Genomic DNA, 17,098 nt, shown 5'->3' with positions numbered 1-17,098 from the left:
GGCCGAGACCACGTGCCGCCCGTCCGGCGTCACCGCACACCCCGTCACACTCGCCTAGTGGCCCTTCAGTGTGACTACCTCCCGCCCCGTCTCCCACGCCCACACTGTCAACGTGCCGTCCTCGGACGCGGACACCACGTGCCGACCATCCGGCGTCACCGCGCAACCCTGTACAAACGCCTCGTGGCCCTCCAGCGTGGCCACCTCCCGCCCCGTCTCCAGTTCCCACACCTTCGTCTTGTTCCAGGACACAGAGACCACGTGCCGACCGTCCGGCGTCACCACGCACCCATTCACACCCGCCCCGTGGCCTTCCAGCGTGGCCACCACCCGCCCCGTCTCCAGTTCCCACACCTTCAACGAGCCATCATCGGACGCCGACACCACGTGCCGCCCGTCTGGCGTCACCACGCACCCATTCACACCCGCCTCGTGGCCCTCTAGCGTGCGCGCATTCCCTCCTGTCTTCACGGGATGCCGCAGACGAAGCGCGGGCAACCCGTCTGGAAAGCACAACGTCTTTTCAATCCGCGTTTTCGCCCACCCCGAGGAGCGCAGCCGATTGTAGACAAGCAGGGGCAGCGACCCTGGCTCCGTCCTCAAATGATGTGACTCGGCCTGGACGGCACGAAGAAGGGCTCTGGGAATCTCCCGCTCGTCCTCGGGGCCCGCCACCGTTGCCTCCAGCAACGCATCCTCGAGCGAGAGAACTCCAGCCACCCGGCACTTCTCCGCGAGGTAGCCGAGGTGCGTGAAGAGCCCGAGCGCCTGCTCCCATCTGTCGATTGTCAGCCAATGCGTCACGCCATGGCGCAAGGCATAGCTCCAGCGAAAGCCCCGGTCAGAGCTCTCTCCCGGCGGCCGGCACAGGTATTCCGCCAGTCGCCGGTGCACCTCCCGCACCCGCTCGCGGCCAAGCTTCGACAGGATGAAGCTCCGGAAGGATTCGTGGAAGGGCCGCCAAGCCTTCTCGCCTCTCTCGTGCCCCGACTCCTCGAGGAGAAACGAGCGCGCCACACGCAGGAAGCGCTCACCGTCCTCCCAGTCCTTCCACTGGGCCACCGCCGCGAGGAGCGACAATGGCAGCGCCTCGCGCGCCACCGCCACCACGCCCAGGCCCTCGATCACCAGCTTGCGGAGCTCACCGGGCAGTTGCTGGATTCGCACCCAGTTCTCATCGAGCAGCGCTTCCAGACCCCGCGGCAGCAGCTCGGTCCATCGCTTCTCCACGGGCTGCTCCTGCAACCACTCCGCCAACTTCACCGCGTAGAGCACGTTGCCTTCGGCCCGCTGCACGGCCTCTTTCACGAAGGCCGGTGCCAGCGGAGGCAAGAACCGGGGCGCCACGTGCTCCCAGTACTGGCGCACCACGTTCTTGTTCGAACCTGCCCACCGCTCGCCATCCAAGTCGATGGTGCGAACGCCCTCCCGCGCTTCCAGCCAGCTCAGGTTCGGGTACGTGGGCTTCGATGCACACAGGAATTTCACCCCGGATGGCAACACATGCGGCAGGAAGCGAGTCAGTGGGTTGGAGCCGTCCGACTCCCCTTCGACCTCGTCGAGACCATCCACCACCAGCACCAGCCGCTCGTTGCGGGGCTTCAGCCTCTGGTCCGAGACCCGCTGCAACAGCTCCCGCAGGCGCGACTCGGGCCGGGCCGTCGAGTCGGCCAGCTCGGGGTACAGATTCTCCACCTGCGCCACGAGGTTGCGCTTCACCACCTCGGGCCGGTCCCAGTCCTCCACGCCGCGCCGGAGGAAGTGGTGCGGCGGCACCGGCAGCCCCGCGCGCTCCCGCTGCGTCAACCACTCGGCCAGCAGCGCGCTCTTGCCCATCCCAGGCCCGCCCTTGACCAGCACCCACCCGCGTGACGCACCGCCCAACAGGAGCGCATTCAGCTCGGCCATCACGTCCGCTCGTCCGAGCAGTGACTCGTGGCGTCCCCGTTCCGCCTGGAAGTCGATGATGTCGCTGGCCATGCCAACCCGGTATGTTACCAGAGCGCTCCTGACTCCTCACGATACGGGCCATCCATGTGCCGCCCCCCGAGGCCTCAGGACTCGGGAGCACGTGCCGACCTCGGAGCCTAGAGCATCCCCAGGTCGAGCGGCTCGGTGTCGAACGGCTCTCGCTCAGCGTGCCGCGCGAGCCAGCCCTGCCCTGCGAGTAGACGCCCGGAGGCGGGCGCGCGAGAGAAAAAGCACCGGGGTGGGGGAGATTCCAGGTGACGCGGTTGACATACCACCAACCCGGCGGGGGTGGCCCCCCTTGATGCAGTGCCTCGATTTCAAGGACGCTCGGGTCCGTGCCCCTCGCCAGAGACAACACCCGGAGCAACGCCTTCGCCCTGCACGAGCTGGAACGGCACCAGCGCCGACGCAAACAGGGCATCCCCACGCTCTCCGTGCTCACCGGCCCTCCCGGTGGCACCATGTCTCTCTGGCGCAACTGGCTCGACTCGCGCCACCAGGCCCTCTGTGTCTCGCGCGACGTGAGCGAGGCCAAGGTCATCCGCGAGTGGACAGCGGTCCTCACCCGCTCCCGGAACCTCGAGGCCGATGCAGCGGACTTCCTGGGCACCGCCGCGGGCCTCCCCCGGGCGAGTTGCTCTCACGTTTAGAGGGAAAAACAGCGCACGAGCGAGGCGTCCTCCTCCACGAGCTGTTCCCCTCCCTTCCCAGCGGCGATGTCTCCGCCGCGTGCAGGTGCCTGCTCCAACCACAAGTTGTCCACAATTCCCGGGAGCCTCTCGACGCTGTGTTCGAGGCCTGTGAGCGGGACTCCATCCGCGCGCTCGCGGCGCTGCACGCGCTTGTCCCGGCGGGCACGGCCCCAGCGCTCCTGCTCTCCGGTTCCGGCCCCAAATGGCTCGCCCATGCGGCTCGAGTGGCCACCAGGCTCTGTGATGCCGTGCCTTCGCTCGTCGTGGCCCTACAGGTGGAGCGGCCCGCGCTCGACACTTATCTACGGGCCGCCGAGAGCCAGGCTCGGGCCCTCGTGCGAGAGGGCCTGCTGGAGTTGCAGGCCCCCTCGCCCGAGCAGGTGAATCGCAAGCTGGAGGCGCTCGGCGTCAGCGCGACGGGGGCCCTCTCTGGGTCGCTCGCCCGGCTGGTGGCCGAGGGGGTTCCAGACGAGGTGCTGAGCCACTACGCCCAGGCGGCCCGCGAGCAGGAGACCGCCACCCGCGGGCCCGAGGCCGCGGATCGTGCCCGCAGCAGCGCCGAGCGCTTCCTGCGCCAGTTGCTCGACTCGCTTCCTGATACCCAGGGCCTCTTCGAGAACAACGAGCGGGCCGGGTTCCGGATCAACAACCGGCCGGTGGAGGTGGACTTCCTCTCGCGCCAGCTGCGCGTGGCCATCGAGATCGACGGCTACTATCACTTCCAGGATGCGACCGCCTACCGGCGGGACAGGCGCAAGGACCTCGCCCTGCAACAGCACGGCTACCTGGTGCTACGCTTCCTCGCCAACGATGTGGTTGCGCGGCTGGAGCAAATCCGTGACACCATCCGGGAAGTCATCTCACAACGGAGTGACGCCGCGAGTGGATCCGCGCGGCACATGGAGGAAACAGATGGAGGGGAATGAGGTGTCTCGCCTCGGAGAGCTGGTGCTCGTGTGGATGTTGACCCGTGCGGAGGGGAAGGGCGCGCGCGGTGACGTGTCCCGCGCGCTCAAACCCTTCGCCGAGCACCGCTGGAGCAGCGGCGAGTGGAGCACGCAGCTCGACGAGACGCTCGCGGCGCTCGAGTCCGGCGGGCTCGTCCAGCAGACGGCGCGCAAGGGCCTGGTCCTTACCCGCGAGGGACGCGCCAAGGCGCTGGAGTTCATCGGGGAGCAGCGTCTGCCCAAGGGGCTCACCTGGAAGAAGCTGCGGCTCACCTACCTGACGGCGCGCGCGCTGGGACTGCCCGCCTCCCACGCCAACCTGAAGCAACTCGGCACCGCCAGCGGCCTGCGCGCGGTGCTCGTGCAGAAGCAGCTCGGGCTCGACGGGGTCGGCACCCGGAGCCTCGCCCAAGTGCGTGACGAGCTGTGCTGGAAGCAACTCAGCGTCGAGACGGACAAGCCCTTCACCCTGGCCGCCGTGCAGTCCTTCCTGCTTGGCAAGGTGCTCCAGGCCTCACGCGAGGTGAAGCCCTCGCAGGCCATGGAGCAGCTCGCGGCCCGGAGCGTCGGCGCGCGCCGCACGGAAGCGGAGAGCCTCCGCCTCGCCGCCTTCCAGTCCTGGCTCCTCCCCACCGCAGAGCCCCTTCCTTCCTCCGCGCCCTCTCGCGACTCCGCGCCCGCCCCCCGCCCCACCAAGGACGGCCTCCCCGCCTTCGTCGAGCGCGTGCTGCACACCGCGCGCAACTCGGCCACCGGCCGCTTCGGGGAGGACCGGGTATTCATCTCGCATGTCTGGCGCGCCATGCGCGAGCACGGCCTGGACGAGCAGTCCTTCAAGAACCGGCTCGTCGAGGCCAACCAGAAGCGCCTCCTGTCCCTGAGCCGCGCAGACATGGTCGAGCTGATGGATCCATCGGATGTCGCCACCTCGGAGATCCGCCACCTCGGCGCCACCTTCCACTTCATCGCCCTGTAACGCGCCACTGCTCGTCAGTCACCCGGGGTATAGCCGATGACCCAGACCGATCTCCGCCTCGCCGCCTTCCTGTCGGACCGCACCGAGGTCTTTCACTCCATCCAGCACCGCCACGAGCTCTGGCGGGAGGATCCCTTCGACGTGGAGACGGTGCACCAGGAGGCTCGCACCTCCTTTGAGCGCCTGCTCCAGCGCGCCACGACTCCGCCCGGACTGGACTCGGGGCGCATCCTGCTGCTGCTCGGCGACTCGGGCTGCGGCAAGACGCACCTGCTGCGCGCCTTCCGCGCCATGGCCCATGCGAACTCGCTCGGCTTCGTGGGCTACATGCAGATGACGACGTCCACGTCCAACTACGGGCGCTACGTCCTTTCCAACCTCATCGACTCGCTCGACCAGCCCTACCGCGAGCCCACCGAGTCCCGCTCCGGCCTGCAGAAGCTCTCCGACGCGCTACTCTCCCAGTGCGGCCCGGTGGCCGCCATGCTCGCGGACCCCGAGGCGGATGCCGAGGAGATTCCCAAGCTGGTGGAGTTCGCCGCGGACGATCTCCAGAAGCAACCACGCTTCAAGAAGCTCGACCTGGACCTACTGCGCGCGCTCCTCTTCCTCCAGCGCGAGGACACGCGCATCCGCGGTCGCGTCCTCAAGTACCTGCGCTGCGAGGACTTGTCCGACAACGATCGCAAGGTGCTCGGCGGGCTGGTGCCGCGCATCCATGATAACCACCCCCAGGAGATGGTGGAGCACCTGGGCCGACTCGCGGCGGCGCTCAGCCAGTCACTCGTGCTGTGCGTGGACCAGCTCGAGGGCTTCGACGACGTCGAGGCGGCCAATCCGCAGTCCTTCCGGCGGGCCATGCACATGCTCTGTGATTTCGCGGAGCGCGCGCCCTCGTCCGTCATCGTCATCAGCTGCCTGCACAACTTCTGGGCGGGCCTGCGCGGCCACCTCACAAAGTCCATCCTGGACCGCATCGAGCGCGATCCGGACACCATCAAACTGGGGCACCTGCGCACGGCCGAGGAGGCACGGCTCATCACCGAGCGCCGCCTGGAGCACCTGTACTCGGTGGAGGACGCGCCCTTCGACCCGTCCGAGCCCACCTACCCCTTCCCCCACGAGGGCTTCGAGGCGCTCTCCGGCTTGAGCACGCGCGAGGTGCTCGATGCGTGCCGGCGCTGGCGTGAACGGGCCATCCGTGACGGGGCGCCGCCAGAGCGATTCCCCCTGCAGGACGACAAGGCCCCGCAGAGCGCCCATTCCATGACGGGGGAGACGGAGAAGAAGAGGCTGGAGCTGGACCAGGCGTGGAACGACTTCCGCTCTACGCACTCCACGCCACCGCCCGAGGAGGACGCGCAGCTCGCCGAGCTCCTCGTCTGGGCCCTCCGGGCGAGCGTGGACGAGCTGGACACCGGCCACCGCTTCGACGTCCGCACCGAGGGAGAGGCCGTCCACGTGGACGTGTCCCCGGGAGCGCAGCGACTGCGCGTGACGCTGTGCAACAAGGGCACCCAGCGCGGAGGGCTCGCGAACCAGATCGAGATGGCCCGGAAGCAGGCCAAGGGGGGCATCACGCCCGTGGTCGTGCGCACCAGCGACTTCCCGAGCAACCCAAAGGCCACCACCGCAATCGAGCTCGGCAAGCTCATCAGCAAGGGGGGACGCCGTGCGGTGCTGGAGGACAGCGACTGCCGCACCCTGGTCGCTCTGCGCGAGTTCCGCCAACACAACGAGTCGCGTCCCGACTTCGCCACCTGGCTGCACACGGCTCGGCCCCTCACCCAGCTCAAGCCGCTGCGCGACATCCTCGACCTGGAGCACCTACGTTCCGCTGGGAGCCCCGCCGCCGCGCGGACCCGGCTCGCTCCCACGCCGCCGCCCCAGGCCATCACACCTCCCTTCGGTGTGCCCCCAGTCTCCGTGTCCGAGGCCCCCCGGCCCGCGCCCCGCTCCGAGCCGCCCGTCTCCGCGCCCGTGGTAGCCAGCCCTCCCGCCCCTCCGCGCAAGCGCGAGCCGATCCGCATCGGCGAGGTGGACAGCCTGCTGCGCGAGCCCGTCCTCTTTACGCCCGATGAGATGACCCGGCACTCCGCGTTCCTCGGCGGCTCCGGTAGTGGCAAGACGACGCTCGCGCTCAACATCGTGGAGCAGCTCCTGCTCCAGGGGATCCCCGCCATCCTGGTGGATCGCAAGGGAGACCTCGCCGGCTACGCCGCCGAGTCCTTCTGGACGAACCCCATCGAGGACGCGCGCCGCGCTGAGCGCCGGGCTCTGCTGCACGAGCGGGTCGACGTGGCCCTCTTCACTCCCGGCCATCCCCACGGCCGCCCGCTGGGGATTCCCATCGTCCCGGATGGGCTCGCCTCGCTCTCGGACTTCGACCGGCAGCAGGCCACCCGTCACGCCGCCGAGGCGCTGTCCGGCATGCTGGATTACCGGCAGAGCCCTCGCGACAAGTCCAGCCGCACCCTGCTGGCGCAGGCGCTCGATCAGTACGTGCAGCTCACCCAGGAGAGCGTCACCCTGGAGAGTCTGGTCAAGTTCATCGGGAGCAAGGATCCGCGGCTGGTGAACGCTGCGGGCCGGCTGGACATGAAGCTGTTCGACAAGCTCGCCGATGACCTGGACCGGCTGCGCATCGACGCTAAGCTGCTCATGGGCACCGCGGCCGAGAAGCTCGACATGGACCTGCTGCTCGGCCGTGGCCTCCACACCAAGCCCGGCCGGACGCGCCTGAGCATCCTGAGCACCAAGTTCCTCGGGGACAACAACAACGTCCTCTTCTGGGTGTCCCAGCTCCTCATCGAGGTGACGCGCTGGCTCAATCGCAATCCCTCCAATGGGCTGCAAGCCGTGTTGATGTTCGACGAGGCGGACCTGTATCTGCCCGCGATGCGCCAGCCCTCCACCAAGCAGCCGATGGAGAACCTGCTCAAGCGCGCGCGCTCGGCGGGCCTGGGCCTGATGCTCGCAACCCAGAGCCCCGGCGACTTCGACTACAAGTGCCGCGACACCATCCGCGCCTGGCTCGTCGGCCGCGTGAAGGAGAAGACCGCACTGGACAAGATGAAGCCCATGCTCAGCGAAGCCCGCGTGGATGTGTCGAAAATTCCCGGCCAGGGCACCGGTGAGTTCCACGTCGCCCGCGACGGCAGGGTGGATCGCGTCAAGGCCGAGCCCTCCGCGCTCTCCACCGAGCAGCTCTCCGATGACGAGCTGCTGCGCCTCGCCGCTCGCACGCAGCCTGGCTTTGACGCACAGCACACGGGTTCCTGACCTCCTGTGGGGATGCCGCCCCGTCACTGCTCCGGCGCGGGGCTGCGACCCACCTGCGCCTCCTGTTCTCGTAAGCTCCGACGCGCGGCGTCAGTCGGAACTAGGGCGTGTCCGCAAATTAGAGCCAGAGCCGGATGGAGGCGATGTGAACCATCGCTAGATAGTTGGCGGCGCGCTTCTCATAACGCGTCGCCAACCGGCGATTCTGCTTGAGGTGGTTGAAGAGGCATTCCACGCGGCACCGCTTGCGGTAGGCAGCGTGCCGGAAGGTGCGCTGGCGCGGCTGGTCCGAGCGGGTGGGGATGATGGGCTGCACGCCGTGCTCTCGGCACCAGGTCCGGATGCTCTCGTAGCTGTAACCCTTGTCGCCCACGAGCGCGTCGGGCAGACGGCGCGGCGCGCCGGGCGAGTGGGCACGCGGTACACCTCCGCCCGCCATCAACGCACCGAAGGCCTGTGTCTCGTGTCGCTGACCTGCCGTCAGTGCGAAGACGAGCGGGCGGCCCTTGCCCTCCGCCCGGACGTGCAGCTTGGTTGAGAAGCCCCCTGGCTTCTACCGAGCGCTTCGGCCTCCCCCCTTTTGCCGGCGTGCCGCGTGCGCCGGCTGCGTGCTGGTGGGCTCGGATGACGCTGGCGTCCATGTAGTTGAGCGTCCAGTCCAGCCGCCCGTCCTCATGCGCTTCGGCTTGGAGCTGGCGCAGCACGCGGGCCCACACGCCCGCCTCCTTCCAGCGGTAGAAGCGGCTGCTGAGCGTCTTCCAGCTGCCGAAGCGCTGCCGGGGGACGTCACGCCAGGGGGCTCCCGTGCGCAGCACCCAGCAGATGCCATCGAGCACCACCCGGTGGTCCTTATTCGGGCGGCCCCTGGCCGGTCGCTGCGGCGGCAGCAGGCCGGCTAGCCTCTCCCATTGGGCGTCGGTCAACTCTCCACGGCTCATGCCCACTTCAACACCGGGCAGGCCTCGACCTATTTTGCGGACACGTCCTAGCCGGAAGCGTAACGGTGCCGGGATTCTCGATGGCGTGGACACCGCGAGGTGACCAGCATCCGGGAGCGGATGAACGGCTCGTCCACCGGTCGCATTCGAGCGTCAGAGCACACGGGCTCCGACGCTCGCCATCTACGTCAGACGGGTGAGCCTCCACCAAGCTGCCCTGTTCTGGGATTTGATGGGAGGGAACGTGTCCCCCTTGTCGAGAGGAATGTCCCGCTCATTGCTCGTCGGTGCGGGGGTTTGCGGCTCGTCCACGTATCGAACGAACGTGTATGAGCCCTTGGTCTCGCACTTCGCACCCGTCTTGAACTCCTGTCCCACGGTTGCCATTGGCTTCTCCTTGGTTGTCTCAAGACACAAGGTAGAGACCGGACACAGAGACGCATATCCCTCGTTCGGGGGGATCGCTCACCTCGCCTCGAAGATCAGCGTGTCTGGCTGGCCCCCCACGTACTCCTCGACACGGAGCACGAAGTCCCGGATGTCTGGCACGGAATGAGTGACGGTCAGCTCGACCACCGGCTCCCTGCGCTTGCGCTTCTGGTCCCAGTAAGAGAACGAGTACCGCGCCATCGGCAGGAAGGTGTCCGGTCCACGCGGCGCGGGGAACGGCTTCGTCGCCCCACTGTTGAGGGGGGATAGCAGGACGCGCTCCTCATGGCGAGCCAGCAGCCGCGCGGTGTCCACCGTCAGCACCGTCTGTCGCTTGTCACGGTACGCCCGGGCATTGAGGAGCTTCGTGAGCCGCTCGCGGCTGACCCAGAAGAACACCCGGGCGTTGAGGAACTGGTACCAATCCGTCGGAGACAGACCCCCGCTCAGACTCCGCAGAAGCCCTCGGTCATCCATGGGTTTCTGGTCTCGAACGACTGCGGTCCCGTGCCGGGAGTGATGGAGCGTGACCGACTCGGGCCGATGCCGTGCTTCCAATGCCACCCGCGGCTCGCCCCGCACCTCGAAGAGATCTAGGAGGGCTGAGGTGCTCAGCAGCCCATGGTGTTGGATGCTCGGCCAGCTCCCTGCCTCCGCCATGTGGAAGAGGCGGGGAAAACGCTTGGCGAAGGCCTCCGCACGAATGCCACTCACCACGCCCTCCTGTCGAGGATGTTCCGGAAACCAAAACCCGTGGACAGGATCGATACCGGGGCCTGGGCGACCCGCGTGATGCCTTCGATGAAGCGGTGCGCCTCGGGAGTCAATTGCTCGAAGCGCCGGGCGGACCGGTTGCTCGCGGCGAGGTAGTCCACGAAGGTCAGCACCACGTCCGTGGGGGCGTTGAGCGAGGCGGCCTTGCGCAGCAGGACCCAATCGAACTCGGAGACCCGCCGCTGACGGTTCGTCGTCGAGGTACGCTCCTGAGACAGCAACTCGTCCAGAGGCAAGCCCGAGCGCCGGGCGATCTCCTCCCAGGAAAGCTCTCCGACCATGGGTCCCGAGGTGCCGCTGCCTCCGTCGGGGTTCTGCACCCGAATGGGATAGGTGCGGCAGACCAGTAGAGTCTTGCGCACCCTCCCTGGAGCAATGCCCGCCTCCGCCAGACACCCGCTCGCCGTCGTGTCCCGCGAGGTCACATACGGATAATCCCCATGGTGCAAGCTCAAGCCCGCCCCCTGGGTGCCCTCGACGAGGACCCTGCCCCCACGCGCATAGGTGTCCTCCAGCACCTCCCGCGTGGGACGGAGAAAGGGCCCGAGTTCCTCGACGTCCTTCGCGAGCCGGACAGCTGGCTGCGCCGCCGTACGCAGCACCTTGCGCGCCGTCGCGGCGCCCACACCGCGTGCCGTCGACGCAATCTGCTTGCGCAAGGACTCCTCCTCGAACGTGACGTCCGAGGGCTCGATGAGAAGCGCCTGGGGATCGATGAAGAGCCGCCCCGGTTCGAGTCGACAGTCGGTGATCTCCTGACGAAGAGCCGTCAGCGAGAGAGTGGCGCCAGGACCCAGCACTACTCGCGCCTGGGGCGCCACCCGTGTCCCCGACGGAAGAAGGTGGAAGGTATAGGGCACCAGATCCTCGTACACGCGATGTCCGGCATTGGGCCCCCCCACACGCACCAGGACGTCGTATTCGGGTGCGATATAGGAGGCGATCTGGCCCTTGCCCTCGCTTCCATACTGGCCTCCCACCAGCACGTCGACGAGCCGCTCCACGTCTCGACCGAACAACCCGAGCAGGCATGCGACCTGGACGAGCACAGCCTCCGAGGGATACCGCTGTGTGTTCAGCACCAAGTCAGCGAAGTCCGCGAGCGCCTCCACCCCACGCTCCGTGGTATCGGCGCGGGCCTCTTCGAACGAGGAGCACTCGGTATCGGACACCGCGCGCGAACGCCGTCGCTCGTACCGCGCCGCGAGCTCCTGCTCTGGCGCGGACAAGTGCACATGAATCACTCGGGACCCCAAGGCTCTTCGCAGGGCCTCCACCTGGGATGCAACGCGGACGGAATCCACGACGAGCGGACGGGGGGGCCCCTCCTGCCGCCGAAGGACTTCCTTCACGCTGTCCGCCACCCAGCGCCCACCCGTCTCCCGATCCAGCGCCGCGCCCGCCTCCTGGAGCGAGCGTCGATCCCCGCTGCCTCCTCCCAGGCGCGCGAGCAACAACTCCCGAGAGCTGACGCGATGTGCTCCGTGGCGACTGACGAGTCCCTGGGCGAGCGTGGACTTACCCGCTCCAATCGGACCCGAAATCACAAGGACTCGCTCTCCCATCGACATTCGCACCTCCCAGTTCCACACAAATAGGAAAGGCGTCGTCGAGGGCCCATCCCCCTTTCGGGGGGTATCTCCTCAGAGCACCAGCACGAGCGAGCAGGCGGCTCTCGAAGGGATTAGTCCACGAGCAACCGCTTCACGGGAGCGGGGTCCACGGCGATCATCAGGGGCCGCTTGAAGGAACTGAACGAGGCGATGGCCTGACCGGGGGCCAGCCGGGGGACGCGGCCCCAGAGACTCTCGTCGATCCCGCCCACGGACTTCTGCATCCGGGAAATGACGGTACTGTCGGTCATCTTGTGGATGATGAAGTTGTTGAGCAGGCCGAGCACCTCGTTGGGCAGGTGCTGGGGCAACTGGGTGACGAAGACGAGCCCCAACCAGCGCTTGCGGCCGCGCTTGGCGATACGGGCCACCTGCTCGAAGAGCACCTTCATCTGCGCGATGCGACTGGCCGAGAGGAACTCGTGAGCCTCCTCGATGATGATGAGGGCCGGGTCGATGGGGCGGTTCTGCTCCTGGGCCTGCTGGCAGCGCTCCTCCTGGCGCCCCTCGAGCCCCCGAAGGATGTCGGCGATGACGAGGTTGTTGAGCTGGGGCGAGTCCGTGTCCGACAGATCGATCACCGACACCCGCCCCGGGGTCAGCATGGAGTCGTAATCAACGCCCGGTGCGCCCACGTCGAAGATCTTCAGGCGCCGCAAGCGCAGGAGCCTGCCAAACAAGGCCCGCCAACTCACCTCGTTCCGAATGATATGCTCATGCACCCGGGCCAGAACCCGGTGCTGGTGCTGATTGAACTCGCTGAAGAGCTGAGGACTTTGGGAGGGCGCCACCTCGGCGGCCGGCTCCTCGGTGCTCTCACCGGGCAACAACTGCGTCTGCCGGGAGGTGCCCTTGGCCTTGGCCTTGCTCTCGGCTTTTCCCTCACTGTTCAGGGCATACATGTACGCGCTCACGACATCCAGAAGGTGCTGGAGGGTCATGCGCGGATAGCCCGTGGACAGATCATCGAGCTCCAGCAACTGCTGCTGCTCGTCGGGAGTCTTCGGGAAGATCTTGAGCTCTTCCAACAACAGCTTCGTGACCTCGTAGGCCTTGTGGAAACGCTCCAGCTGCGCATCCGTCATCTCGAGAATCTCCGCGATGGCGTGGGGCGAGAGGCTCGAGAAGTTCAACGCGAAAGAATGCCGGTGCTTGTGACGGCGGTTGCGAGTGGAACGACCGGTCAGGTGATGGATGTGCAGATCCTTCACGCCCTCGGGCTTTTGCCTCCTGCGCGCGAGTGCCGCGAGCATCGCCGGCTCGTCGGTGGCCTGGTCCACATGGGTGTACTCACCTTCCACATCGAAGACGATGGTGGCGACTCCAGAGGACTGGGCACGGTGGATGAGCGTCGCGACGGTGGTGGACTTGCCACCGCCCGTTGTCCCGATGATACCCGTATGGCGAGGCAGGACGGACTTGTCCAGGGCATCGATACGGGCCTCCATCTCCTTGTAGCCCACCACCATTCCAAGACACATCTCGCCCTTCATCCCCAGGACGTGCTCGCTCTCTTCGTCATCCAGCAGGAAGACGGGGCTCTTGGGACGGGGACGGTGGCCGGGGGGAACCAGCTGGCCGTCTTCGCTCTCCTCCCCGAGGATCTCGATCTCGGCCCGCCCGTGGTAGTCGAAGGTATAGGAGAGCTTCTTGCCCTGGACGACCACGCCCACGGCGATGGTGGAATTGGCGGCCACGGCATCCGGCTCGGAGAAGGGACCGCGGACGACCACGCCCAGATAGGAGCGCTTGTCTTCCAGGGACTTCACCCGCACAAGCGTCTGCGAAGGCAACTTGTGTAGATCGTCCCGGGTCATCAGCACGGTGATGAGGTTGTCCTGGCTCGACGCGGTGTCGAAATGCGTGAATGCCACCGCCTTCTCGAGCTCGGGGTCCAGCTCCGCCGCGACCGCATCCGCCTGGAAGCGCAGCTCGGTGAAGGTATCGAGCTCCGCCTCGGGAAGATTCCGGGCCACCTCGTTGGGGTTGCCGTCGGGCGGCGGAGGCTGCCGGGCCCGGGCCGCTGGCGGTGGTGCGGAACGGGGTGCCTCGTTCCGAGGAGCGCTCGCGCCCGGAGAAGGCACGGCCCTGCCAGGAGTCACCTGTACCCGAGCATCGGGCCGAGGCGCCTGACGTGTACCAGCATTCGGAGGGGACGTCGTCGTGGGTGGCCGACCTCCCGCGGCCCCCCCCGGACGCGTGGGCCTTTGGGGCAGGACTCCCTCGGCGGGGTGGGGAACCTCTCGGGGATCTCCTCCCACGACGCGCGAGGGCTTGTTGCCCTGCGCGCCCCCCGAGAACTTGGGAACATTGTCATCCGCCATGTCTACTCCCGCCGCCGCCAGTGGCGTTCATTGAAATACTGGTATTTGCCACCCGCGCGCGTGTAGGCATCGTGGACGAGCCCCTGGAAAGAGTCCGTGCCAAACACGCCCCGGCAGGAGGAATCCGCGACCTCGAGCAGCATAGGGAAGCCGCGCCTGGGGTGGATGAGACTGTCCGCCATCACGATGTGCGCCGCGACGTGCACATGCTCCCGGTGCGCGAAGAAGAGACACGGTGGCGCGTGCTCGGAGGACCGGAAGAGGCCAATGAGGATGTCCCGGCAATACTGCCTCACGAAGGCGAGCACCTCGCTCCGGATCTGCTCGTTGGGATAGCTCCAACGCTCGACGAAATAGGCACTGTCGGACTCGAGCGTCCGGATGATGGCATATTCCCCTGGCTGAAGCGCGTGTCCGAGCGTGAGGTAGCCTCGCTCCTCCATGGCATGAGGAACGAACACGAACTTCTTGTGCCTCCCGATGAGCCGGGCCAACATCTTGAGCGAGGCCATCAACAGGCGGGGATAGCCCGAACCGGAAAGCAATTCCCGGGAGCAGGGATTGCCCTGGCCGATGCGCCACTCCGCCTGGGCCTTGTCCAGGAGGATGGCCCGCTCGGAGTAGTCCCGAAGTCCCCGGCGCGCGAGCATGGACAGAAGGTCGCGGCGCCCCATCCCGGAGCGCTCGTGACGCTCGGCCATGCACTCCATGGCCTCCCGGACCGGATCCTCGTTTCCCGTGGACAACTCCTTGCGGAAGAGACGCTGGGAAAAGGTTCCAGACGTGCCGCCATAACCCACGACGGCAACACCCAACTGGATGATTCCCAGGGGCAAGCTGTCATGGGAGGCGACCATGCTGGCCACGGCCTCGACCCGTCCCGGGAACAACAAGGCCTCGAAGACCGTCCGCAACCGCTCCGCACTCGCCGGGTAGACGCCTGCCACGTCGAGCCCGGTGTGCTCCTGGAGCTTGCGAAGTACCTCGGTGCGGACAGTCGCCTGGATAGCATCCTCGGCGGTCGCCGAATGGGAGATCTGGGACCGGATGTCGGCGATCAGTTGCTCGATGTCCAGTCCCATCGACCAGGTGTCGAGGTCGATCGTGGATTCCAGATCCTCCTTGAAGCTCGACCGGTAGTCGTCATCTCCGATGAAGCGCCCGGGTCCCCCCGTGCCGCCACGAGCCATGATCAGTTCCCCTCCTCAGCGTCCGGTACGCACGTCAAGAAAGGGCGCCGAGAAGGCCGCTCCAACAACAGCCACCACGCGTAGGTCCGCGCCTCCGCCACCGGCAGGCCGAAGCGGGAGATGAGCTCGGCCTCCAACTCCTTCCGCCCCGCGTGGTTGAGCAGGGGAAGAAGCTCCTGCCGAGGCGCCAATAACTCGAAGGCGAGACGGTCCGCGCGCAGCTCCGATTCCATCACCTGCCCCGTACGGGGCTTTCCCTTGTCATTGCGGTCCATGAAGTTGGACTGGGTGCGGTAGGGAATACGCTCAAGCGCCGAGAACAACTGTTCAGAGAGGGTGGGCTCCTGCCTACCATTCAACACAGGGAGAATGCTCACCCCCCGCGCACGCAGGGCCCGAGACCGGGGTTGGAGATGGTCGAGGACAAAGTGGGCCACTTCATGCGCCAACGTGAAGCGCTGCTCATCCGGAGGGTCCGCGCTGTTCAGGAAGAGCACGCCCACGCCCGTATGGGCCACCGTGAACCCATGCTTGAGCTCATCCGTCGCCTCAAGCCTCCCATGCGCGCGATTGTGAGACACGAGCCACGCGAGCCCCTTCCGGGGAGTGAGGCCCGGCAGAGGCACCACGGTGAGCGGCAACACCAGGGGAATGTCCTCCGCCAGGTCTCTGGGAAACACGGCGGAGGCGGGCAGGCCGCAGTCCTTCACGGCCTCCTGCAGCCAGCCTTCACTCATGAGCTCGTCTCGTCGTCATTGGAGTGATCCCGCGCCGCCAGCAGGTAGGAGTCCTCACGCACGGCGGCCCCTCCCTCTCCGTCCGCAGGAAGAACATCCAACACTTCGACCCGCCTGAGCACCGCCGCGAGACGACGAGGATCCACTGCGAAACGTTCCGCGATCATCCGCAGGTGCTCGGCGAAACGCGCCTGCTCGGGACGTCGGCACAGGGACAGCCCATCGAGCACATCCAGAGAGCAGCCCAGCATCGCCGCGAGCTCCTCGGCGGATTTGCCTTCATGCTTCCGGTATTGCTCGAAGACGTAGCCCAGCGACACGGGGTCTTGCGCGCTGCGTCGAGCCGCGACCTTGAGCCACTCAGGAGTCGTCATCTGAATCCTCCTTTCCGAAACGCGCCAGCCGCTTCAGGAGGCGATCCCGGTGCCGCTTTGCCTCCGACTGCCGCTTCTCCTTGGGCATCGGGGGCAACCGCAAGACCTTCGCCACCTCCTCGGTCGAGCCCTCCCCCATCAGGAAGAGCCGGAGAATGGCCTGGTCCCGCTCGTTCAGAACCTCCCCTTCTTCCAGCAAGTCCACGAGCTGCCTCACCTTCACGTAGGCCTCCATCATCTCCACCTGATCTTTCGGAGTCCTCCGCAGGAGTTCGACATCGCCGTGTTTTTTTTCTCGTTGGGCCCGCGCCTGGACGGAGCGCCGCCGGTCCTCCGCCTTATGTCTGGCCACCCCCATGATGTAGGTGAACAGGTGAACCTTCCGGGGATCGTAGCGCTCCGGCTTCTCCCGGTAGGCCACCACCGTATCAATGGCGGCATCGCGGGCGACATCGACGTCGTAGCCACTCCCCTCCAGCTTCTTGGCGATCCGCTCCATGTACATCGGGAAGACGTCGTAATAGGCCAACGGATCGTGCTCCAGGAGCCGTTGGTGCAAGACCATTTCCTCTTCAGGTGATGGATGGCGCATCCCCTCTCCTCGCCAGGACTCGTTCATCCAGGCGTTCAGTACATCTCCCCTCCACTCTTCGAGGCCACACCGTGGAGTTCGACAGGCATGTCGCGCGTGGCGTTCAAGGTTGGAGCCTTCGTGAGGCCGACGTCTCTCCCCCTTTTGGGGGGATTGACAAACGCACCCCACTCCGCTCCGTCCGTCCGGGCAAAAAACAAGGACCGCGGCGAACTCGGGCCTCGGGCCTCGAATCTTTTCCTGAAGGCACGGCACGACG

General features: G+C 66.9%; 13 protein-coding genes and 1 pseudogene. 4 read left to right on the top strand and 10 right to left on the bottom strand.

Annotated elements, in window-relative coordinates:
* Nucleotides 1-54: 54 nt before the first annotated feature.
* Nucleotides 55-1,980, bottom strand: a complete 1,926-nt coding sequence (locus VF794_RS04280; protein WP_331107897.1) for a WD40 repeat domain-containing protein — start codon at nt 1,978-1,980, stop codon at nt 55-57.
* Between the two features lie 326 nt (nt 1,981-2,306).
* Here VF794_RS04280 and VF794_RS04275 point away from each other — a divergent pair, with 326 nt between their 5' ends.
* The 4 genes from VF794_RS04275 to VF794_RS04260 all read left to right on the top strand — a co-directional run bounded on the left by VF794_RS04275 (nt 2,307) and on the right by VF794_RS04260 (nt 7,868).
* Complete coding sequence (locus tag VF794_RS04275; RefSeq protein ID WP_331107896.1) at nt 2,307-2,621, top strand: hypothetical protein; 315 nt, start codon at nt 2,307-2,309, stop codon at nt 2,619-2,621.
* Nucleotides 2,622-2,758: 137 nt separating this feature from the next.
* Nucleotides 2,759-3,589 (top strand): endonuclease domain-containing protein, encoded by an 831-nt coding sequence (locus VF794_RS04270; RefSeq protein ID WP_331107895.1) that lies wholly within the window; start codon nt 2,759-2,761, stop codon nt 3,587-3,589.
* A 1-nt stretch (nt 3,590) separates the two neighbouring features.
* Nucleotides 3,591-4,586, top strand: coding sequence for a hypothetical protein (locus tag VF794_RS04265; RefSeq protein ID WP_331107894.1), 996 nt, complete (start codon nt 3,591-3,593; stop codon nt 4,584-4,586).
* Between the two features lie 36 nt (nt 4,587-4,622).
* Entirely contained in the window at nt 4,623-7,868 is a 3,246-nt protein-coding gene (locus tag VF794_RS04260; protein ID WP_331107893.1) for a helicase HerA domain-containing protein, read from the top strand.
* Between the two features lie 118 nt (nt 7,869-7,986).
* Here the strand turns inward: VF794_RS04260 and VF794_RS04255 are convergent.
* The 9 genes and pseudogenes from VF794_RS04255 to VF794_RS04215 all read right to left on the bottom strand — a co-directional run bounded on the left by VF794_RS04255 (nt 7,987) and on the right by VF794_RS04215 (nt 16,806).
* Nucleotides 7,987-8,806 (bottom strand): annotated as a pseudogene (locus VF794_RS04255) (IS5 family transposase).
* A gap of 183 nt (nt 8,807-8,989) precedes the next feature.
* Nucleotides 8,990-9,193 (bottom strand): YjzC family protein, encoded by a 204-nt coding sequence (locus tag VF794_RS04250; RefSeq protein WP_331107892.1) that lies wholly within the window; start codon nt 9,191-9,193, stop codon nt 8,990-8,992.
* Nucleotides 9,194-9,271: 78 nt separating this feature from the next.
* Nucleotides 9,272-9,949 (bottom strand): DUF7002 family protein, encoded by a 678-nt coding sequence (locus VF794_RS04245; RefSeq protein ID WP_414640871.1) that lies wholly within the window; start codon nt 9,947-9,949, stop codon nt 9,272-9,274.
* Nucleotides 9,946-11,574: an adenylosuccinate synthetase gene (locus VF794_RS04240; protein WP_331107890.1), complete on the bottom strand. Its 1,629-nt coding sequence runs from the start codon at nt 11,572-11,574 to the stop codon at nt 9,946-9,948. The genes VF794_RS04245 and VF794_RS04240 overlap by 4 nt, the downstream gene beginning before the upstream one ends.
* A gap of 119 nt (nt 11,575-11,693) precedes the next feature.
* Nucleotides 11,694-13,598: an ATP-binding protein gene (locus VF794_RS04235; RefSeq protein ID WP_414640870.1), complete on the bottom strand. Its 1,905-nt coding sequence runs from the start codon at nt 13,596-13,598 to the stop codon at nt 11,694-11,696.
* A gap of 350 nt (nt 13,599-13,948) precedes the next feature.
* Nucleotides 13,949-15,136, bottom strand: coding sequence for a hypothetical protein (locus VF794_RS04230; RefSeq protein WP_331107889.1), 1,188 nt, complete (start codon nt 15,134-15,136; stop codon nt 13,949-13,951).
* 2 nt (nt 15,137-15,138) lie between these two features.
* Nucleotides 15,139-15,873 (bottom strand): ImmA/IrrE family metallo-endopeptidase, encoded by a 735-nt coding sequence (locus tag VF794_RS04225; protein WP_331107888.1) that lies wholly within the window; start codon nt 15,871-15,873, stop codon nt 15,139-15,141.
* Nucleotides 15,870-16,247, bottom strand: coding sequence for a hypothetical protein (locus VF794_RS04220; RefSeq protein ID WP_331107887.1), 378 nt, complete (start codon nt 16,245-16,247; stop codon nt 15,870-15,872). The genes VF794_RS04225 and VF794_RS04220 overlap by 4 nt, the downstream gene beginning before the upstream one ends.
* A complete protein-coding gene (locus tag VF794_RS04215; RefSeq protein WP_331107886.1) occupies nt 16,234-16,806 on the bottom strand; it encodes a hypothetical protein in 573 nt (190 codons plus the stop codon). Before VF794_RS04215 ends, VF794_RS04220 begins: the two co-directional genes overlap by 14 nt.
* Between the last annotated feature and the right edge of the window lie 292 nt (nt 16,807-17,098).

The organism is Archangium sp. (assembly GCF_036389735.1).
In the GTDB taxonomy this organism is placed as follows: Bacteria; Myxococcota; Myxococcia; order Myxococcales; family Myxococcaceae; genus Archangium.
Note: the sequence above shows the minus strand (reverse complement) of the source record. Positions and strands in the feature narration are given on the sequence as shown.